This window comes from Polaromonas sp. LjRoot131 (genome assembly GCF_964252805.1).
In the GTDB taxonomy this organism is placed as follows: domain Bacteria; phylum Pseudomonadota; class Gammaproteobacteria; order Burkholderiales; family Burkholderiaceae_C; genus Polaromonas.
Window position 1 is genome coordinate 202,597 of the sequence record NZ_CAXUPF020000002.1, and the last position, 18,678, is coordinate 221,274.

Here is an 18,678-nt window from a genome sequence, read left to right on the forward strand (position 1 = left end):
GCCAAAAGAAAAGTAAGCAAAAGAAAAGGCGACCCTGGTTGCTGCGTCCCTTCGCTTCGGGCAACCTGCGGTGCTCGGTCCAGACGGGGTCTCGCTAAACTCGCTTCGCTCAGACAACGCGATCCCTGATCCGTCTGGACCTCCGCTCCTCGGCGCATCCACAAGGGGTGGGGAAGGAATACCAAATTCAAATACCGAATACCTGAAGAAACAAGGACTCGCCGTGGCGAGTCCTTGTTTGTCTTGGTTTGTTCTTCGTATTTTTGTCCCCGCTCCCGTTCCCGATTGCCCCGTCCTGGCTGGGCCGAGGAGCGCAGACGTAGGCGGATCAGGGATCGCGTTGTTTGAGCGAAGCGCAGCGTAGCGAGTTTAGCGCGACCCCGCCGTAGTCGAGTACCGCAGGTTGCCCGTAGCGAAGCGTAGGGACCCAGACTGCGGGTCGCCTTTTCTTTGCTTACTTTCTTTTGGCGAAGCAAAAGAAAGTGAGTTGCTGCCGGCAACCCCGGCCAGCAATCCTATGCAGAGGGCGGGGGCGTGCAAGCCAGAGCAAGGTCTGGCAAAAAACTCACCCCACTACCAATTTCAAAAAAGTAATTTCAGAAGGCGCCCCAAACCGTTTGGGCGGCCCCCAATACCCGGTCCCACGGCTGGTGTAGACCCAAAGATTCTGCAGCTTGTGCAAGCCGGCGGTGAACGGCTGCTGAAACCGCACAAACAAATTCCACGGATAGAACTGCCCGCCATGCGTATGGCCCGACAGCTGCAAATCAAAACCCGCCTTGGCCGCCGCCGCAGCGCTGCGCGGCTGGTGGGCCAGCAGCACGCGCACGGCGTTCAGCGGCGCGCCGCGCAAGGCCGCTTCGGGGTCGCTGCGATGCGCCGGGTCGAAGTGGCCGGCGCTGTAATCGGTCACGCCGGCCAACACCAGCGGTTTGCCGTCTTCGCCCGGTGGGTGATGGCGAATCACCACGTGTTCATTCAGCAGCACCGTCAGGCCCAGGCGGCGCAGCTCGTCGACCCAGGCGTGCGCGCCCGAGTAGTACTCGTGGTTGCCGGTCACAAAGTAGGTGCCGTGGCGCGACTTCAGGTCGGCCAGCGGCGCGGTGTGGGCCGAGAGTTCGCTGACCTTGCCGTCGACCAGGTCGCCGGTGATGGCCACCACGTCGGCGTCCAGCGCGTTGACCTTGTCGACGATGCGGCGCAAATATTCGTGCTTGATGGTCGGCCCGACGTGGATGTCGCTGATCTGCGCCAGGGTAAAGCCCTGCAGCGCCGGTGGCAGGCCTTTGATGGGCACGTCAACCTTGACCACGGCCGCGGTGCGCCGCGCATTCAAAAAGCCCAGCACGGTGACCAACACACCGAGCACGGGCACGGCTTCGGCCGAGGCGATGCGCAGCCAGGCCAGCGGCAAGCGGCCGGGCGCCAGCAGGTCGGCCAGCCACAGCAGCAGCAGGCCCGCGTCGCGCGCAACCGTCAACACCAGCATCGAGGAGAACAAACCCATGAACAGCAGGCCCACCCAGGTCAGCACGTCGGCCAGCGGTTGTTTTGCGACCCGCCCGGCCATCAGGCCCAGCGGCATCAGCAAGGCCGACAGCACCAGGCCCACGATGAGCAGCCACTGGCCGGCGGGATGGGCCTCAAGCCCGGGCGCAAGGCGTGCGCCGATGTAAACATGGAGCAGCGCGGTTACAAGCGCCAGCGGCAGGAAGTTCATGAAAAGTCCAGAGTGATAAGCCCCGCATATGGGTGCAGGGCCCATGCATTCAATGCCGGCGCGGCTTTTGGCGACGAGCGGCGGCGGTGCACCAAGGCCGTGCGCGCGGCCGACAGGCGTTTCATGCGCTCACAAGTGCGACAAAGCGTGCGGCGGAATCGACCTCTTCGCGGGCTACCCTCGGCCATCTTTTTCTTTCGCCGCCCACCCGCCGGCCTCTTCCCGCCATGCGCCTATGACTGTTGCCCTCCAGGCCACCACTCCCGCCACCTTTGAAATCAAGAGCGCCAACCTGCCCCTGGTGGCCTTGCTGCTCAAGTCCACCGACCTCGTCGCCCTGGCACGCGAACTCGAAGCCCGCTTTGGCGACATTCCCGACTTCTTCGACCAGGACGCGCTGCTGGTCGACCTCTCACCGCTGCCGGAAGGAGCGGGCGGCATCGACTTCCCCGCGCTGATCAGCCTGCTGGGCGGCTACCAGCTGGTGCCGATCGCCGTGAAAGGCGGCAGCCCCGCGCAGATGGCGGCCGCGCTGCAGGCCGGCCTGCTGCCCGTGCCCGATGCCCACCTGGTGGCACCGCGGCCCACACTGGCCGCACCGCCCGCACCTGTTCTCCTCACGCCGGCAGCGGCCCCTCCGGCACCCGCCGCGCCCCTGGGCGCGCTGGTCGTCGACAAGCCGCTGCGCTCCGGCCAGCAGGTCTATGCGCGCGGTCGCGACCTGGTGGTGCTGGCCATGGTCAACGCCGGCGCCGAAGTGATTGCCGACGGCCACATCCACGTCTATGCGCCGCTGCGCGGCAAGGCCATGGCCGGCGCGCGCGGCAACACCGAGGCGCGCATCTTCTCGCTCGCACTCGAAGCCGAGCTGCTCTCCATCGCCGGCGTCTACCGCACCAGCGAACATCCACTGCCGCCCGGCATGGCCGGCAAGCCCACGCAGGTGCGATTAGTGCCGGGCGACGAGGGCGACAAACTAGTTATGAATGTGATGTCAGCATGAACATGGCCCCCACGCTTTTCACATCGCCTTCGGCTCCGTGTAATGCGCTGCCCCCCGAGGGGGCGCTGCGCCTGCGGCCCGGCAAAGCCGGTTCCGCGGCCCCGGCTGAATACACAGGGCACCCAGCGGGAAACCGTGATTAATCCCTCTACCGCTTTCAAAAGGACTTTTATCTAATGGCAAAAATCATTGTGGTCACCTCCGGCAAGGGCGGCGTGGGCAAAACCACCACCAGCGCCAGCTTTGCCACCGGCCTGGCGCTGCGCGGCCACAAAACCGCGGTCATCGACTTTGACGTGGGCCTGCGCAACCTGGACCTCATCATGGGCTGCGAACGCCGCGTGGTGTACGACCTCATCAACGTGATCCAGGGCGAAGCCACGCTGAACCAGGCCCTGATCAAGGACAAGCAATGCCACAACCTCTACGTGCTGGCCGCCTCGCAGACCCGCGACAAGGATGCGCTGACCAAGTCCGGCGTCGAGAAGGTACTCAAAGACCTGGCCGGCATGGACTTTGAATACATTGTTTGCGACTCCCCCGCCGGCATAGAGACCGGCGCCCTGATGGCCATGCACTTCGCCGACGAAGCCCTGGTGGTGACCAACCCCGAGGTGTCCTCGGTGCGTGACTCCGACCGCATCCTCGGCATGCTCTCCAGCAAGACCCAGCGCGCCATCGCCGGCGGCGACCCCATCAAGGAACACCTCCTGATCACCCGCTACAACCCCGGCCGTGTCGACCAGGGCCAGATGCTTTCGCTGGAAGACATCCAGGACATTTTGCGCATCAAGCTCATAGGCGTGATTCCCGAGTCCGAGTCGGTATTGCAGGCCTCCAACCAGGGCGTGCCGGCGGTGCACATGAACGGCAGCGACGTCTCCGAAGCCTACAAGGACGTGGTCGACCGCTTCCTCGGCGACAAGGACAAGCCCATGCGTTTTATCGACGCGCAAAAGCCGGGGCTGTTCAAACGCTGGTTCGGGGGGAAGTAAAGCATGGCGTCCTTCCTGTCATTCCTGCTCGGCGAGAAGAAAAAGACCGCCAGCGTTGCCAAAGAGCGCTTGCAGATCATCCTGGCGCATGAGCGGACCGACCGCAGCCCCAAGCCCGACTACCTGCCGGCCCTGCAGCGCGACCTGATCGCGGTGATCGCCAAATACATTCCCATCAACCCCGAGCACATCAAGCTGAACCTGGAACGGCAGGACAACCTCGACGTGCTGGAAGTGAAGATCGAGCTGCCCGACAAGAAATGACCTGAATTTCCCGCCGCGGCATCTCCGGCCGCGGCTGGGGCAGGGTCGTCGTTTTTTTATCCGCCCGTTTGACAAATCCCAAGCCCGGCTGAAAAGCCCGGGGCTATCATCCGCGGATGTTCATCGAAACCCTGGGTGCCGCGCGCGACATGGCGCGCCTGGCGGAAATCACCGGTGTGCTGATCCGCCATGGCTTTGGCGACAGCGTGCGGCGGCTCGGCCTGGCCGACAAGCTGGAGCGCGCGGGCCATGTGCTGCACTGGAACACCGCCGCCGACCTCGCCCGCATCGGCCCCGCCGAACAGGTGCGGCTGGCCATGGAGGAGTTGGGCCCCACCTTCGTCAAGCTCGGGCAGGTGCTCGCCGGCCGCGCCGACCTTTTCGGCCCCGAATGGATCACCGAATTCGAAAAACTCCACAGCCATGTGCCGCCCGTGCCCCTGGCGCTGCTGCTTCCCCAGCTGCGTGAAGACCTGGGCGGCGAGCCTGAAACCGTCTTCGCCCGCTTCGACACCACGCCGCTGGCCGCCGCCTCCATTGCCCAGGTGCACCGCGCGCGGCTCCATGACGGCACGCAGGTCGTCGTCAAGATCCGCCGCCCGGGCATCACCGAAGTCATCGAAGCCGACCTGCGCCTGATGGAGCGGCTGGCCGCGCTGGCCGAGGCCGAGCTGCCCGCCCTCAAGCCTTACCGCCTGAGGCAGCTGGTGCGCGAGCTCGCCAAATCCCTGCGCCGCGAGCTTGACCTGGCCGACGAATGCCGCCATGCCGAACGCATCGCCGCCAACATGGCGACGCTGCCCTACATCGTGATCCCGCGCGTGCACTGGGCCCACACCGGCCCACGCGTCAACGTGCAGGACCTGGTCGACGGCGTGCCCGGCGGCGCGCTGGACCGGCTCACGCCCGAAGATGGTTACGACCGCGGCGAACTGGCCCGCCGCGGCGCCCGCGCCGTGCTGAAAATGATCGTGGAGGACGGCCTCTTTCATGCCGACCCGCACCCCGGCAACGTGTTCTACCTGCCCGGCAACCGCATCGCCTTCATCGACTTCGGCATGGTCGGCCGCCTCACCGAGCGGCGGCGCGAAGAGCTGCTGCAATTGCTGCTGGGCCTGGTCGAGCGCCAGCCGCAGGCCGTGGCCGACGTGCTGCTCGACTGGACCGGCGACGAGCACGGCGTCAACCTTTCCCAGCTCGAGGCCGAAATCGAAGCCTTTGTCGACCAGTACCACGGCACGCCCCTGGCCCAGCTCAGCCTGGGGCAAATGCTGTCCGACGTCACCGCCATCCTGCGCGAGCACCACCTGGGCCTGCCCTCCGACCTGGCGCTGCTGATCAAGGCTTTCATCTCGCTCGAAAGCATGGGCCGCGGGCTGGACCCCGGCTTTCACATGGCCACCGAAGCCACGCCCCTGCTGCGGCAGGTGGTGCGCGCGCGCTATCGGCCCAAGGCCCTGGCCGCCCGCGGCTGGCAAACCCTCAGCCGCGCGCTGGCGCTGGCCGGCCAGTTGCCGCACGACCTGTCGCGCCTGCTGCGCAACGCGCGCCGCGGCCGCGTGCAGGTGGGCATAGAGCTGGCCCACCTCAAACGCGTGGGTGACCAACTGGACCGCGCCGCCAACCGCCTGGCGATGGCCCTGGTCATCGCCGCGCTCATCATCGGCTCATCCATCGTCATGACCGTCAAGGGCGGCCCCACGCTGTTCGGCCTGCCCGCCTTCGGTTTCCTGGGGTTTACGGGCGCCATGGCCGGCGGCGTATGGCTGGTGCGGGCTATCTGGCGGAGTAGCCGGGCCAGCAATGGGGATGGGCAGGATTGAGGGGCGGGTGTTCCCCTCTCCCCCCTTCTCCCTCTGTGCTCTTTGCTTGGGCTTGCTGGCCGGGGTCGCCCGGCGGCAAGGTGTTTCTTCTTGGTTCTGCTGGCCGGGGGTTGCCCGGCGGCAAGTAACTTTCTTTTGCTTCGCCAAAAGAAAGTCACCAAAGAAAAGGCGACCCGCAGTCTGGGTCCCTACGCTTCGCTACGGGCAACCTGCGGTGCTCGACTACGGCGGGGTCTCGCTAAACTCGCTACGCTGCGCTTCGCTCAAACAACGCGATCCCTGATCCGCCTACGTCTGCGCTCCTCGGCCCAGCCAGGACGGGGCAATCGGGAACGGGAGCGGGGACAAAAATACGAAGAACAAACCAAGACAAACAAGGACTCGCCACGGCGAGTCCTTGTTTCTTCAGGTATTCGGTATTTGAATTTGGTATTCCTTCCCCACCCCTTGTGGATGCGCCGAGGAGCGGAGGTCCAGACGGATCAGGGATCGCGTTGTCTGAGCGAAGCGAGTTTAGCGAGACCCCGTCTGGACCGAGCACCGCAGGTTGCCCGAAGCGAAGGGACGCAGCAACCAGGGTCGCCTTTTCTTTTGCTTACTTTTCTTTTGGCGAAGCAAAAGAAAAGTGAGTAGCCGCCGGGCTACCCCCGGCCAGCAACCCTCAGCAACGAGCGCACCGCCGGAGCAACACCGGCCAGCACCTCAAGACAGCGAAAAAATCTTCCCAGGATTCATGATGTTCTTAGGATCCAGCGCCCGCTTGATAGTGCGCATCATCCCAACCGCACCATCGCCGGTTTCGGTCACCAGGAAGTCCATCTTGTGCAGGCCCACGCCATGCTCACCGGTGCAAGTGCCTTCCAGCGCGAGCGCGCGGCTCACCAGCTTGTGGTTCAGCGCTTCGGCGACTTCGCGTTCCTTGGGGATCGTCGGGTCTATCAGGTAGCCGAAGTGGAAGTTGCCGTCGCCGACGTGGCCGACGAGGAAGTAGGGGATGCCGCTGGCGTCGACTTCGGCCACCGACTCGAGCAGGCAGTCGGCCAGGCGCGAGATCGGCACGCAGGTGTCGGTCGAGATCGCGCGGCAGCCGGGCCGCGACTGGATGGCGGCGAAGTAGGCGTTGTGCCGCGCCGTCCAGAGGCGCGTGCGCTCTTCCGGTGTGCTGGCCCATTCAAAGGCATTGCCGCCGTGGCCGCTGGCGAGTTCCTGCACCAGTTCGGCCTGCTCTTTCACGCTGCTGGGGGAGCCGTGAAACTCCATCAGCAGCATGGGCTCTTCGCGTAGCGTGAGCTTGGAGTGCGCGTTCACCATGCGCACGGTGTTGTGGTCGATGAGTTCCACGCGCGCGATCGGAACACCCAGCTGGATGATCTCAATCGTGGTGCGCACGGCCGCTTCGATACTCGGGAAGGAGCACACCGCGGCCGAGATGGCCTCGGGCAGCGGGTAGAGCCTGACGGTGACTTCGGTGATCACGCCCAGCGTGCCTTCGCTGCCCACCATGAGGCGCGTCAGGTCGTAGCCGGCCGATGATTTTTTGGCGCGCGTACCGGTGCGTATGACGCTGCCGTCAGCCGTGACGACTTCCAGGGCCAGCACGTTCTCGCGCATGGTGCCGTAGCGCACGGCGTTCGTGCCGCTGGCGCGCGTGGCGCTCATGCCGCCCAGGGTTGCGTCGGCGCCCGGGTCTATCGGGAAGAACAGGCCGGTGCTTTTGACTTCTTCATTGAGCTGCTTGCGCGTGACGCCCGGCTGCACGGTGACCGTCAGGTCTTCGGCGTTGATGGACAAGACCTTGTTCATGCGGCTCACGTCGATGCTGATGCCGCCCTGCACGGCCAGCAGGTGGCCTTCGAGCGAGGTGCCCACGCCAAACGGGATCACCGGCACGTTGTACTGGCCGGCCAGCTTCACCGCATCGGCCACGTCCTGCGTGCTTTCGGCGAACACCACGGCCGAGGGCGGCGGCGCGGCGAAGGAGGATTCGTCGCGGCCGTGCTGCTCGCGCACCACCAGGGCCGTCGAGCAGCGCTCGGCAAAGCGGGCCTTCAGGGCGTCGATCAATGCCTGGGGCGTTTCACGTTGCTGGATTTCAGGGAGCAGGTGCTGGGGAAGGGGGGCGTTCATTGTTGTCTCCGGGTCGGTGGCACAGTTTACGACGTGTACGTAGTTTCTGCCACCAAAGGCGCCGGAGCCCGCGCAGCCAGGGCCGCGGGGGAGTTGCGTGACGGTGTGGAAAGCGAAAAAAGCGGGGCGATGGTCACCCCGCAAGAATCATCAGGAGCCGGTGGCGGCCTTGGTGAGCTCGGCCAGCGAGATAAAGGCGTCGTGGTTGGCGTCAATCTGGTCGAAACGCAGCGCCACGGCCGGCAGGTGCTCGGCCTCCTGGCGGTCCAGCTTGCCGTCCTTGTTGGCATCGGCGCGGCCGAAAGCCGCCTCGACGTCCTTGGGGGTGGTGCGGTTCTGTGGGACGGCGCCCTGGGTGGCGGAGGGTGCCATCTGGGAGGGCGGGCTGCTGGGGCTGGCGGGTGAAGGCGGGGCGGTCTGGGCCCGCGCCGCGCCTGCGGCGCCCGCGGCCAATGCGGCCACCAGCAACACGCTGCGCAACTCAAAGCCGGGAATAGAATGTTTTGCAGCGGATGTTGCTGTCGTGTGCATGGTCATGCGGTGAATCCTTCAAAGAGTGAACAAGCCGCCATTGCAACGCAGCCGGCGCGCGCAGGCCAGCAGTTTTTCAGGGTGTTGCCTCACTCACATGATGGGCTACGACGACACATTTTCTTGCCTGGCGTAACCTCACGTTGGTTCCTTTGCTTCATTGACTTTCTTCACCGCGCCTCAACGCGCCTTCGCACCATGGCCAACAGACTTTCACAGATCGCAACCCGCACCGGCGACAACGGCACCACCGGCCTGGGCGACAACACACGCGTGTCCAAAGACAGCCTGCGCGTTCACGCCATGGGCGACGTCGATGAGTTGAACTCGCACATCGGCGTGCTGCTCTGCGAAGAGTTGCCGGCTGGTGTGCGCGAGCTGCTGGTGGAGGTGCAGCACCAGCTCTTCAACCTGGGCGGTGAGCTGTCCATCCCCGGCTTTGAGCTGCTCAAGCCCGAGGCCGTGGCGCTGCTCGACGACGCGCTGGCCGAGCACAACGCCACGCTGCCGCGCCTGGCCGAGTTCATCCTGCCGGCCGGCTCACGCGCCGCTTCGCTGGCCCATGTGTGCCGTACCGTGGCGCGCCGCGCCGAACGCGCCGTGGTGGCGCTGGGCGCGGCCGAGCCCCTCAAGGAAGCACCGCGCCAGTACCTCAATCGCCTGAGCGATTTGCTGTTTGTGCTGTCGCGTGTGCTCAACCGCATGAACGGCGGCGACGATGTTTACTGGAAGAGCGAACGCATGGCGCGCGCGGCAACTGAGTAATAAGAGACGCTTGCGACGCTAGATGTCGTAGCTTGCAGCGCCTGGCTCCTCGCTCAAGGTCTTCTCGACGACAGCACGGTTCAGCGTGGGCGCGAAGGATTCGATAAACGCATAGACATAGCCGCGCAGGTACCCGCCCCGGCGCACCGCCAGCTTGGTGAGGTTGATGCCGAACAGCGCGCCCGCATCCAGCGCGCGCAGGGCCGTGTCGCGCTCGGCCTCATAGGCGATGGAGGCCACGATGCCGACGCCCATGCCCAGCTGCACATAGGTCTTGATCACGTCGGCGTCCATGGCCGTCAGCACGATGTTGGGCGCCAGGCCGCGCTGCGTGAAAGCGCCGTCGATGTGCGAGCGGCCGGTGAGGCCGGTGTCGTAGGTGATCAGCGCAAAACGCGCCAGGCTCTCCAGCGTCAGCGGGCCGTCCAGCAGCGCATGGCCGGGCGGCACGATGACCGAGTGCGTCCAGCGGTAGCAGGGCAGGGCGACGAGTTCGGGGTAATCGTTGAGGGCCTCGGTGGCGATGCCCACGTCGACCTCGCCCGACATCAGCATGTCCGCCACCTGCTTGGGTGAGCCCTGGTGCAGGTGCAGCTTGACGTTGGGGAACTGGCTGCGGAATTCCTGCACCGCGGGCGGCAGTGCGTAACGCGCCTGCGAGTGCGTGGCGGCGATGGACAGCAGGCCGCTTTGCTGGGCCATGAACTCCTGGCCGGCTTTTTTGAGGTTGCTGCTTTCCAGCAGCAGGCGCTCGATGATGGGCAGCACGTGGGCGCCCGGCTCGGTCAGGCCCGTCAGGCGCTTGCCGGCGCGCACAAAGAGTTCAATACCCAGTTCTTCCTCAAGTTCGCGGATTTGCCGGCTGACCCCGGGTTGTGAGGTGTGCAGGGCGTTGGCCACGTCGGTCAGGTTGAAATTGCATCGCACGGCCTCGCGCATGGAACGCAGCTGCTGGAAATTCATGGTCGCGAAGGCGCGGGGCGCGCGGTGTTGAAAGAGTCAAACACCGGATTGTGGGCAGCCGTTCTTATTTGGGGAACGACGGATTAGTTCGTTTTAAATCACCAAAACATCCTAAGGACCCGTGCTCAAGCTGTGCGCACCAGTCCTAAACCCGCGTCAACATGCGATCCGGCAGCCAGCCGGAGAAGGCGGGCAGCAGCGCGTTGATGCGCCGCACGGCCTCTTCCTGGCAGAACTGGCGCGCGACCAGCTGGAATATCTCCCCGCGCAGCAGCCACAGCTGCTGCGCGGTGCAGGCTTCTTCGATGCGCCAGCGCATGCGCTCGCACATGGCCCCTTCGCATCGGTACAGCGCATCCTGGACCTGGAACCGCAAGGACTCCAGCTGCTCCCTTGGGGCTTCCTCGGCGCTCTCATGCAGCCAGCTGTGCAGCGACTTTTTCCATTCCATGGCGGTGTCTCCTTGGGGATGGGCGCTGGTGCGGCGGAGGGATTCAGAAGGGCCGCTTTCAGCGCGCGAAGCGGCCTTCACGGTCCACGATGGAGAGGTCCGCGAACTCCAGGCCGGTGTGGTCTTCGGGGCCGAAGCTCACTTCCAGCCCGCCCAGGTCGAAGCGCTTCATCCCTTCCAGGGCCGCCTGCAGCGTCTCCCGCGTGGGGTTCTTGCCGGCGCGCTTCAGGCCTTCCACCAGCACCTTGGCGGCGGCGTAGCCTTCCAGGATGGCGGGCGACAGCACCATCTTTTTGGCCTTGGCCAGTTCGGTGGCTTCCTGCACCATCGTGTAGGCATAGGAGCGCTCGGATGGATAGACCTGCGTGACGATGACGCCGCGCGCGTGCTCGCCCAGCGCCTTGACGAAGCCCGCCGATGCGTTGTTGGACAAGGTCACCACACGCACGGACGTCTTGGCGGCGCGCAGGGCCCGCACCCCTTCGGCGACGGCGTTGGCCGATCCTATCCACAGCACGGCCTGCGCATCGCTTGCCAGGATGGGCGGGACGAGCTGGCTGTAGTCCGGTTTGCTGCGGTCTGCTTTGAGGACCGCTGTGGGTTTCAGCTTTGCCTGCGCGAAGCCCTTGTTGGCGCCTTCCAGGCCGTCGCGGCCGAAGGAGTCATCCGCATGCACCAGCGCGATGCGCTGTATGCCCAGGGTGTGCAGGTGCTCGATGGCTTTTTCGGCTTCGCGCTGGTAGGTCGCGCGCACATTGAAAACATAGCGGTTCACCGGCTGGTGCAGCACCATCGCACCCGTGGAAGGACCCACCAGCGGCATGTGGTTGGCCAGCAGCACCGGCAGCACGGCTTCGGTGGGGGGCGTTCCGCGCGTCAGGAACAAGGCGATGGCGCCGCGATCGGCCAGCTTCTGCGCGTTTTCATTGGCCAGCTTGGGGTCGAACTTGTCGTCCAGCGACACCAGTTCTACTTGCCGGCCTGCGATCCCGCCCCGGGCGTTCACCGCGTCCAGCCACAGGCGCGCACCGTCCGTGTTCTCCTTGACGCCTGCGGCCACGGGGCCGGTGAAACCGGCCGTCTGGCCGATCAGGATCTGCGCATGCCCCCCGCCGCACAAGGCGGCCGCCAGCAGCGCCACCGCCCATCTCCCCAGGATTTTCGTGTCCATTTGTTACCTTTCAGCGTCTTGTCGCCGAACGATACGGAGGAGTTTTCATAAGATCAAATACGATCTAAACGACCCCTCAAGACCCAAAAAGTATGGAGCCGGCCCTGGATCAAGCCTCGCTGTTGCGACTGGATATGGCTTGGCTCGTTGTTTTTAAAAGATAAAGTTCACGGCTTGGCCTGATAGAGACGCCCGGCGAGCCCCTTATGCCGGGCCCGGTCGGGTGACATCACCGGGATGGCCGCCCATCCTCAGCAACTTGTTGCTATCGGTAACCGCATCATTCCGGCCGCAGCATCGCCATCGTGATGCGCGAGACGCAGGTCAGCTCGCCCGCGTCGTTGTGCAGGTCTATCTGCCAGACCTGGGTGCTGCGGCCTATGTGCACCGGCCGCGTGATGCCGGTGACCCAGCCGCTGGTTGTGCCCTTGAGGTGGTTGGCATTGATGTCCAGCCCCACGGCGCGGTGGCCTGCGGGCGCCGCAAAGACCGCGCCGCAGGAGCCCAGGGTTTCGGCCAGCGCCACCGACACGCCGCCGTGCAGCAAGCCATAGGGTTGCACCGTGCGGCGATCCACCGGCACCCGCGCGCGTATGAAGTCGTCCCCGACCTCGAGGAACTCGATGCCCAGATGCGTGACAGCGGTATCGGCGTTGGTGGCGGTGAGGAGTTCTACGGAGATGGGCTGCTTCCAGATGCGCATGATGTTGGGCTTCCACGGGATGTCGGTCTCTCCACTATACGGTTGTGGCCTACAAGAGATGGGCCGCTTGTCGCCTCGGCAAGCGCCGTGCCGGGGCCTAAGCTGACAGGCATGAGAGACATGCTTCGATGACACGCGCGAACAAGTGGCTGCTGGGACTGGGCGTCGCGGTGCTCGTGGTGGGTGCCGCCTGGGCCGCCCTGCTGCGCTGGCTGCCGTCCGACGAGGAACTGGCCCGCCGCGCCTCGGTGGAGCTGGAGGCCCAGCTCGGCACCAAGGTGCGCGTGGGTGCGCTGCACTGGCGTTTGTTCCCCTCGCCTGCGGTGGTGATCGAAGACGCCGCCACCGACCAGCCCCAGCCCATCCTGATCAAAAAGCTGACCGCCTACCCCGACGTGTTTGCGCTATTGCAGCGCCGCATCAAGATAGACCGGGCCGACCTGGAGGGCGCCGTGGTTCCCCAGCTTTCGCTGCGCGGCCTGGGCAGCGGACGCCAGAAAGAAGAGGCGGCCACCGAAGAACTGCCGCTGGCGCGCTTTGTGTTCCGCGACGTGACGTGGATCTCGCGGCGCGGCATTGCGGTGGTGTATGACGGCGAGGTTGATTTCGACCCGGGCTGGCGCCCGCGCAAGGCCGAATTGCGCCGGCCCGGCTTCAAGCCGGCCACGGATCTGGCGCTGACCCGCCAAGGCCAGGAGGACCGCTGGGCCGCGCGCATCCATGTGGGCGGGGGTACGGCGGACGGCGAAGTCAGGCTGGACTTCCGCGCCGGCGGCCGCATGCACCTGGAAGGTGAACTGCGGCCGAAGGACGTCGAGGTCGAAAGCATGCTGGCTGCCTTCAACCGCCGCTCCATCATCGCCGGCAAGGCCTCGGGCGAAACCACGCTGTCTGCCAATGGCGATACGGTGGGAGAACTGGCGCGCTCGCTGCACACGCAGACACCCTTCACCATCGGCAAGTCCACCTTGTTGCGCTTTGACCTGGACAAGGCCGTGCGCACCGCCGGCAAGGAGCACGACGGGCAGACGCCGCTGGACTCGATCACCGGCCGGCTCGATACGCAGAACACGCCGCAGGGCATGGTGGTCACGTACACGGACCTCAAGGCGACATCAGGCTCGCTGACCGCATCGGGCCAGGCCAAGGTCGCCAACCGGCGGATCGAGGCCGAGTTCGCCGTCGACCTGGTGGACGGCATTGTCGGGGTCCCGCTGAGCGTCAGCGGCCCGCTGGACAATGTCGCGTTCGCCGTGCCCAAGGGTGCCATCGCGGGTGCCGTGGTCGGCACGGCCGTGCTGCCGGGTGTGGGCACCGCGATAGGCGCCCGCGTAGGCGCGACGCTGGGCAAGATCTTCAGCCCCGGCCCGGCGCCGCCTGCGTCCGCACCGCCGCCGGCGCGCGCGGCCAAGCCTCCCGCCAAGGCCCGTTAAAACCTGCCCACGGTCCGGGGCCTGCCGGAGGCAGATACCCCATCACGCCCCAATGCCTTTACAAGCCCGCGCAGGCGACAAACGCGTAAAATCGTCCGCGAATCCCGTGCGCCATTTGTAAGCCCTTGCCGTTTCTGCAGGGGCTCACCAGCGGCAACCCTCCTGCTCTCTTCACCAAGGCCCCTGACATGCCACAGCCGCTACACGTCGTGCCCACGCCACTGGAACGGGCGCTTGACCAGAACGAGTCCGTGAAAGACACCGTGGAACAATCGGCCGCCGAACTGCTGGTGATCAACACGGTGCTCAAACAGGAAATCCCGCCGCACGTGCAGGCCGGCGACGTGGCCCAGGCGCTGGAGAAAACCGACGCACTCGAGACCCGCATCCAGGAATCGGCCGAAGACCTGGCCCAGGTCAATGAGGTGCTGGAGCAGCAGATCGACGAACGCGCCGACCTGGAGCGCGAACTCAGGGCTACCAAGGCCGCGCTGGCCAAGGCCACGGGCCAGCCTCAGGCACGCTAAGCCGCAGCGCGCCGGGCCTTGTCCCGGCTTCACGCCGTCACGGCGCAGTCATCGCTGCGTCATCCATCTGTCAGGGTTTCTACCTAGAATCGTTGAAAGTTAAACGATTTACTGCTGCCTTGCGCGTCACCGCGCCGGCCGGCAGGTGGTTTTACCCCTCGCAAGGCCGCACGGCCTGGTTCTTTCCGGCCTTCACGGCCACCCCCCTTGTTTTGGAGATTCGCGATGTTTCGCCGCCGCTTCCTTTCGTTCGCCCCTCAGTTGGCCGCCCTTGCCGCCACGCCCGCTTTCATCCGCAATGCCTATGCCCAGGACGGCCTGACCGCCAAGGCCATCACCATCGGCAGCACGGGCGCGACCAGCGGCCCGCTGGCCGGCGTGGGTGCCGAGCTCAAGCTGGGCGTGGATGCGGCCATGGGCCAGATCAACGCCAAGGGCGGCGTGAACGGCCGCATGCTGCAGTTCCAGATGCTGGACGATGCCTATGTGCCGCAGCGCAGCGCCGACAACGTCAAAAAGATGATCGGCGACGGCAGCATTTTTGCGCTGATGTCCTGCGTGGGCACGCCCAACAACACCGCCATCGTGCCGCTGATTGAAGAGTCCAACCTGCCTTACGTCGGGCCGCGCTCGGGCGCATCCTCGCTGCGCAAGCCCGGCATGCGCAACGTGTTCCACGTGCGCGCCAGCTTCACCGACGAGACCCAGCGCCTGGTGCAGCGCATCGTGAGCATGGGCATCAAGGACCTGGCCGTCGTCTACCTGGACAACGACTACGGCAAGGAAGTGCTGGCCGACGTCAACCGCGCGCTGCAATCGCAGGGCGCGAAAGCGGCGGCGCAGGCGGCGCTGGCCGTTGACGGCAAGAACCTCAATGAAGTGGTGGACAAGATCGTCGCGGGCAAACCCGGCGCCGTGCTGCTGGGCACCGCCGGGTCGGCATCCGTCGGCCTGATCACCGCGCTCAAAAAAGCCTCGCCCATGCTGCCCATCGCCGGCCTGAGCGTCACGCTGGCCGGAGACGGCATCAAGGCGCTGGGCGCCGCCGGCTCCGGCCTGGCGCTGACCATGGTGTTCCCCGACCCTTACCGTGCCAAGCTGCAAGTGGTGCGCGACTACCAGGCCGCGATGCGCGCCATCGGCCAGCAGGAGTTTTCGCTCGGCAGCCTGGAGAGCTACATCAACACCCAGGTGATGGCCGAGGGCCTGGAACGTGCCGGCCGCGACGTGACGCGCGCCAAATTGCGCAGCGCGCTGGCCGGCCTGCAGAAGTTCGACCTCGGCGGTTTCAGCGTCGATTACGCCGCGCCGCCGTTCGCGGGCTCGAAGTTTGTGGACCTGGGCGTGCTGGGCGCCGGCGGCCGTTTTATCGGTTAAATCCACCAGGCTTGGCTTAAAAAAGCCCCGGCCAGTTGACGGACTGGCTGGGGCTTTGTCGTTTCCGGCCTTTGGGCAGACCAACGGCACAGTGGCGTCGCCGAGCGGACAGATCGGCGGGGGATGATCGTTTAGACTTAAAGTATTCGGCCGCCACGCGGCCGTTGTCCTGTACGGGGTCCGCGCGGCCCCGTCTTTTCTTTGGCCCGCCTGGCCGTCCCCACCCCGGAGAATTTCGCGATGTTTCGCCGCCGCTTTCTTTCGCTCGCCCCCCAACTGGCCGCCCTCGCCGCCGCTCCCGCTTTCATTCGTACTGCCCATGCCCAGGAAGGCCTGAGCGCCAAGGCCGTCACCATCGGTTCCTCGGGCGCGCTGAGCGGCCCGCTGGCCGGTTTCGGCGCCGACCTCAAGCTCGGCGTGGAGGCCGCCATGGGCCAGATCAACGCCAAAGGCGGCGTAAACGGCCGCGTGCTGCAATTCCAGATGATGGACGACGGCTACGTGCCGCAGCGCACCTCGGACAACGTCAAGAAGATGATCGGCGACGGCAGCATTTTTGCCCTGATGTCCTGCATAGGCACGCCCAACAACGCGGCCGTCGTGCCGCTGATTGAGGAGTCCAACCTGCCCTACGTCGCGCCGCTGACCGGCGCTTCCTCGCTGCGCAAGCCCGGCATGCGCAATGTGTTCCACGTGCGCGCCAGCTACACCGACGAAACCCAGCGCCTGGTGCAAAAGCTTGTGGGCATGGGCATCAAGGACCTGGCCATCGTCTACCTGGACAACGGCTTCGGCAAGGAGGTGCTGGCCGACGCCCTGCTGGCGTTGCAGGCCCAGGGCGCCAAGGCGGCCGCGCAGGTCGCGCTGGCCACCGACGGCAAGAACCTCAATGAGGTCGTGAGCCAGGTCAGCGCCGCCAGGCCCGGCGCCGTACTGCTGGGCACGGCGGGCGCCGCCTCGGTGGGCCTGATCGCCGCGCTCAAGAAATCCTCGCCCATGCTGCCGGTGGCGGGCCTGAGCGTCACGCTGACCGCCGACGGCCTGAAGGGGCTGGGCGCCGCGGCTTCGGGCCTGGCGCTGACCATGGTGTTCCCCGATCCCTACCGCGCCAAGTCCCAGGTGGTGCGCGACTACCAGGCTGCGATGCGTGCCATCGGCCAGCAGGAGTTCTCGCTGGGCAGCCTGGAGAGCTACGTCAACACCCGCGTGCTGGCCGAAGGCCTGGAGCGCGCCGGCCGCGACGTCACGCGCGCCAAGCTGCGCACCGCGCTGGGCAGCGTGCAGAAGTTCGACCTGGGCGGTTTCAGTGTGGACTACGCTGCTGCGTCGCCTTTTGTCGGTTCCAAATTCGTGGACCTCGGCGTGCTCGGCGCCGCCGGGCGCTTCCTGGGCTGATTCCCGCGGCTGCGTTTTACGAAAAAGCCCCGGCTGGTCATAGACCAGCCGGGGCTTTTTTGATGGGGGCCGGCTTTAGCGCTTGCGATTGAGCAGCGCGTACAGCAGGATCGCGCCGAAGGTGGCCGTGCCGATGCCACCCAAAGCAAACTGGCCGAAGCGCAGCGTGAAGTCGCCCGTGCCCAGCACCAGCGTGATGGCCGCGACGAGGAGGTTTTTGTTGTCCGAAAAATCCACCTTGTTGTCGACCCAGATCTTGGCGCCGGCCACGGCAATCAGGCCGAACACCACGATGCTCACGCCGCCCATCACCGGCAGCGGGATCGCCTGGATCAGCGCGCCGAACTTGGGGCTGAAGCCCAGCACCACGGCGATCAGTGCCGCCACCACGAAGACGGCGGTCGAGTAGATCTTGGTCGCGGCCATCACGCCGATGTTTTCCGCGTAGGTCGTCACGCCCGTGCCGCCCGCCGTGCCCGAGACCATGGTGGCCACACCGTCGCCGATAAAGGCCCGGCCCATGTAGACGTCCAGGTTTTTGCCGGTCATGGCCGTCACCGCCTTGATGTGGCCCAGGTTTTCCGCCACCAGGATGATGGCCACCGGCGCAATCAGCAGCATGGCATTGAGTTCGAACACCGGCGCCGTGAAGCCCGGCAGGCCGACCCAGGCCGCGCTGGCGATGCCCGAGAGGTCCATCGGCTTGCCCAGGCCCAGGCCGTTGGTCAGCACCGCGTAGATCATGCTGGCAACGATCAGCCCGACCAGGATCAGCAGGCGCTGCACGATGCCGCGCGTCATCACCGCCACCAGGGCCACGCTGACAAAGGTCACCAGTTGCATCCACGCATCAAAATTGCCGGCCGCCATGTTCTTGACGGGAATGCTTGCCAGGTTCAGGCCTATCACCGCCACCACCGCGCCGGTGACCACGGGCGGCATGAAACGCTCTATCCAGCCGGTGCCTATCGATTGCACGACCACGCCGATCAGCGTGTACAGCGCCCCGCAGGCGATGATGCCGCCCAGGGCCACGCCCAGGTTGGCGTTGGGCCCCTTGCCGGCATAGGCCGTGGCGGCGATCACCACGCCGATGAAAGCAAAGCTGGAGCCCAGGTAGCTGGGCACCTTGCCGCCGGTGACCAGGAAGAAGATCAGCGTGCCGATGCCGCTCATCAAAATGGCAATGTTGGGATCGAAACCCATCAGGATGGGCGCCAGCACCGTGGCACCGAACATCGCGATCACGTGCTGCACGCCCATGACCGCGGTCTGCGGCCAGGGCAGGCGCTCATCGGGGCCTATGACCCCGCCCTGTTGCAGGATCGCGCTGCTTTTTTCGGTCCAGTCCAGCATTCCCATTGCTCGCTCCTCTTTGTAAAAGTGAGGCAATGCTAGGGGGAATGGCGCTTGTGCACAAGACTGCCCCT

The 18,678-nt window shown here is 65.7% G+C and carries 17 protein-coding genes; 9 read left to right on the forward strand and 8 right to left on the reverse strand.

Going from position 1 to position 18,678, the window contains the following annotated elements; translation table 11 throughout:
* Window positions 1–565: 565 nt before the first annotated feature.
* Window positions 566–1,720: a metallophosphoesterase gene (locus ACSQ27_RS11390; RefSeq protein ID WP_436155616.1), complete on the reverse strand. Its 1,155-nt coding sequence runs from the start codon at window positions 1,718–1,720 to the stop codon at window positions 566–568.
* A 235-nt stretch (window positions 1,721–1,955) separates the two neighbouring features.
* On the opposite strand from ACSQ27_RS11390, the gene minC reads away from it, so the two are divergent.
* The 4 genes from minC (at window position 1,956) to ACSQ27_RS11410 (ending at window position 5,805) form a co-directional block, all read left to right on the forward strand.
* Complete coding sequence (minC, locus tag ACSQ27_RS11395) at window positions 1,956–2,723, forward strand: septum site-determining protein MinC (RefSeq protein ID WP_436155617.1); 768 nt, start codon at window positions 1,956–1,958, stop codon at window positions 2,721–2,723.
* 176 nt (window positions 2,724–2,899) lie between these two features.
* Entirely contained in the window at window positions 2,900–3,718 is an 819-nt protein-coding gene (minD, locus tag ACSQ27_RS11400) for a septum site-determining protein MinD (RefSeq protein WP_436155618.1), read from the forward strand.
* Window positions 3,719–3,721: 3 nt separating this feature from the next.
* Window positions 3,722–3,982 (forward strand): cell division topological specificity factor MinE, encoded by a 261-nt coding sequence (gene minE, locus ACSQ27_RS11405; RefSeq protein WP_436155619.1) that lies wholly within the window; start codon window positions 3,722–3,724, stop codon window positions 3,980–3,982.
* Window positions 3,983–4,098: 116 nt separating this feature from the next.
* Entirely contained in the window at window positions 4,099–5,805 is a 1,707-nt protein-coding gene (locus ACSQ27_RS11410; protein WP_436155620.1) for an ABC1 kinase family protein, read from the forward strand.
* A 702-nt stretch (window positions 5,806–6,507) separates the two neighbouring features.
* Here the strand turns inward: ACSQ27_RS11410 and ACSQ27_RS11415 are convergent.
* Complete coding sequence (locus ACSQ27_RS11415; protein WP_436155621.1) at window positions 6,508–7,932, reverse strand: FAD-binding oxidoreductase; 1,425 nt, start codon at window positions 7,930–7,932, stop codon at window positions 6,508–6,510.
* A gap of 150 nt (window positions 7,933–8,082) precedes the next feature.
* On the reverse strand, window positions 8,083–8,469 hold the full coding sequence (locus ACSQ27_RS11420) for an EF-hand domain-containing protein (protein WP_436155622.1): 387 nt from the start codon (window positions 8,467–8,469) through the stop codon (window positions 8,083–8,085).
* Window positions 8,470–8,661: 192 nt separating this feature from the next.
* Here ACSQ27_RS11420 and ACSQ27_RS11425 point away from each other — a divergent pair, with 192 nt between their 5' ends.
* Entirely contained in the window at window positions 8,662–9,228 is a 567-nt protein-coding gene (locus tag ACSQ27_RS11425; protein WP_436155623.1) for a cob(I)yrinic acid a,c-diamide adenosyltransferase, read from the forward strand.
* A gap of 18 nt (window positions 9,229–9,246) precedes the next feature.
* Here the strand turns inward: ACSQ27_RS11425 and ACSQ27_RS11430 are convergent, their stop codons facing one another.
* From ACSQ27_RS11430 to ACSQ27_RS11445, 4 genes are all read right to left on the reverse strand, one after another.
* Window positions 9,247–10,191 carry a CysB family HTH-type transcriptional regulator gene (locus ACSQ27_RS11430; RefSeq protein WP_436155624.1) on the reverse strand — a complete coding sequence of 315 codons (945 nt, stop codon included), beginning with the start codon at window positions 10,189–10,191 and terminating at the stop codon, window positions 9,247–9,249.
* Window positions 10,192–10,336: 145 nt separating this feature from the next.
* Window positions 10,337–10,642, reverse strand: a complete 306-nt coding sequence (locus tag ACSQ27_RS11435) for a hypothetical protein (protein ID WP_436155625.1) — start codon at window positions 10,640–10,642, stop codon at window positions 10,337–10,339.
* Window positions 10,643–10,700: 58 nt separating this feature from the next.
* Complete coding sequence (locus tag ACSQ27_RS11440; RefSeq protein WP_436155626.1) at window positions 10,701–11,813, reverse strand: ABC transporter substrate-binding protein; 1,113 nt, start codon at window positions 11,811–11,813, stop codon at window positions 10,701–10,703.
* 280 nt (window positions 11,814–12,093) lie between these two features.
* Window positions 12,094–12,516: a hotdog fold thioesterase gene (locus ACSQ27_RS11445; RefSeq protein WP_436155627.1), complete on the reverse strand. Its 423-nt coding sequence runs from the start codon at window positions 12,514–12,516 to the stop codon at window positions 12,094–12,096.
* Between the two features lie 128 nt (window positions 12,517–12,644).
* On the opposite strand from ACSQ27_RS11445, the gene ACSQ27_RS11450 reads away from it, so the two are divergent.
* From ACSQ27_RS11450 to ACSQ27_RS11465, 4 genes are all read left to right on the forward strand, one after another.
* Window positions 12,645–13,949, forward strand: coding sequence for a hypothetical protein (locus tag ACSQ27_RS11450; protein ID WP_436155628.1), 1,305 nt, complete (start codon window positions 12,645–12,647; stop codon window positions 13,947–13,949).
* Window positions 13,950–14,137: 188 nt separating this feature from the next.
* A complete protein-coding gene (locus ACSQ27_RS11455; RefSeq protein WP_436155629.1) occupies window positions 14,138–14,476 on the forward strand; it encodes a hypothetical protein in 339 nt (112 codons plus the stop codon).
* 225 nt (window positions 14,477–14,701) lie between these two features.
* Window positions 14,702–15,853 (forward strand): ABC transporter substrate-binding protein, encoded by a 1,152-nt coding sequence (locus ACSQ27_RS11460; protein WP_436155630.1) that lies wholly within the window; start codon window positions 14,702–14,704, stop codon window positions 15,851–15,853.
* 240 nt (window positions 15,854–16,093) lie between these two features.
* Window positions 16,094–17,248 (forward strand): ABC transporter substrate-binding protein, encoded by a 1,155-nt coding sequence (locus ACSQ27_RS11465; RefSeq protein ID WP_436155631.1) that lies wholly within the window; start codon window positions 16,094–16,096, stop codon window positions 17,246–17,248.
* A gap of 75 nt (window positions 17,249–17,323) precedes the next feature.
* On the opposite strand, the gene ACSQ27_RS11470 is transcribed toward ACSQ27_RS11465, so the two are convergent.
* The gene (locus ACSQ27_RS11470; protein WP_436155632.1) at window positions 17,324–18,610 is read right to left on the reverse strand and encodes a solute carrier family 23 protein; all 1,287 of its coding nucleotides are present in this window, start codon (window positions 18,608–18,610) and stop codon (window positions 17,324–17,326) included.
* Between the last annotated feature and the right edge of the window lie 68 nt (window positions 18,611–18,678).

Bases quoted from the DNA above. Each gene is read 5' to 3' on its own strand.
- ACSQ27_RS11390 (WP_436155616.1), bottom strand. From the start codon at position 1,720: ATGAACTTCCTGCCGCTGGCGCTTGTAACCGCGCTGCTCCATGTTTAC.
- minC (WP_436155617.1), top strand. From the start codon at position 1,956: ATGACTGTTGCCCTCCAGGCCACCACTCCCGCCACCTTTGAAATCAAG.
- minD (WP_436155618.1), top strand. From the start codon at position 2,900: ATGGCAAAAATCATTGTGGTCACCTCCGGCAAGGGCGGCGTGGGCAAA.
- minE (WP_436155619.1), top strand. From the start codon at position 3,722: ATGGCGTCCTTCCTGTCATTCCTGCTCGGCGAGAAGAAAAAGACCGCC.
- ACSQ27_RS11410 (WP_436155620.1), top strand. From the start codon at position 4,099: ATGTTCATCGAAACCCTGGGTGCCGCGCGCGACATGGCGCGCCTGGCG.
- ACSQ27_RS11415 (WP_436155621.1), bottom strand. From the start codon at position 7,932: ATGAACGCCCCCCTTCCCCAGCACCTGCTCCCTGAAATCCAGCAACGT.
- ACSQ27_RS11420 (WP_436155622.1), bottom strand. From the start codon at position 8,469: ATGACCATGCACACGACAGCAACATCCGCTGCAAAACATTCTATTCCC.
- ACSQ27_RS11425 (WP_436155623.1), top strand. From the start codon at position 8,662: ATGGCCAACAGACTTTCACAGATCGCAACCCGCACCGGCGACAACGGC.
- ACSQ27_RS11430 (WP_436155624.1), bottom strand. From the start codon at position 10,191: ATGAATTTCCAGCAGCTGCGTTCCATGCGCGAGGCCGTGCGATGCAAT.
- ACSQ27_RS11435 (WP_436155625.1), bottom strand. From the start codon at position 10,642: ATGGAATGGAAAAAGTCGCTGCACAGCTGGCTGCATGAGAGCGCCGAG.
- ACSQ27_RS11440 (WP_436155626.1), bottom strand. From the start codon at position 11,813: ATGGACACGAAAATCCTGGGGAGATGGGCGGTGGCGCTGCTGGCGGCC.
- ACSQ27_RS11445 (WP_436155627.1), bottom strand. From the start codon at position 12,516: ATGCGCATCTGGAAGCAGCCCATCTCCGTAGAACTCCTCACCGCCACC.
- ACSQ27_RS11450 (WP_436155628.1), top strand. From the start codon at position 12,645: ATGACACGCGCGAACAAGTGGCTGCTGGGACTGGGCGTCGCGGTGCTC.
- ACSQ27_RS11455 (WP_436155629.1), top strand. From the start codon at position 14,138: ATGCCACAGCCGCTACACGTCGTGCCCACGCCACTGGAACGGGCGCTT.
- ACSQ27_RS11460 (WP_436155630.1), top strand. From the start codon at position 14,702: ATGTTTCGCCGCCGCTTCCTTTCGTTCGCCCCTCAGTTGGCCGCCCTT.
- ACSQ27_RS11465 (WP_436155631.1), top strand. From the start codon at position 16,094: ATGTTTCGCCGCCGCTTTCTTTCGCTCGCCCCCCAACTGGCCGCCCTC.
- ACSQ27_RS11470 (WP_436155632.1), bottom strand. From the start codon at position 18,610: ATGGGAATGCTGGACTGGACCGAAAAAAGCAGCGCGATCCTGCAACAG.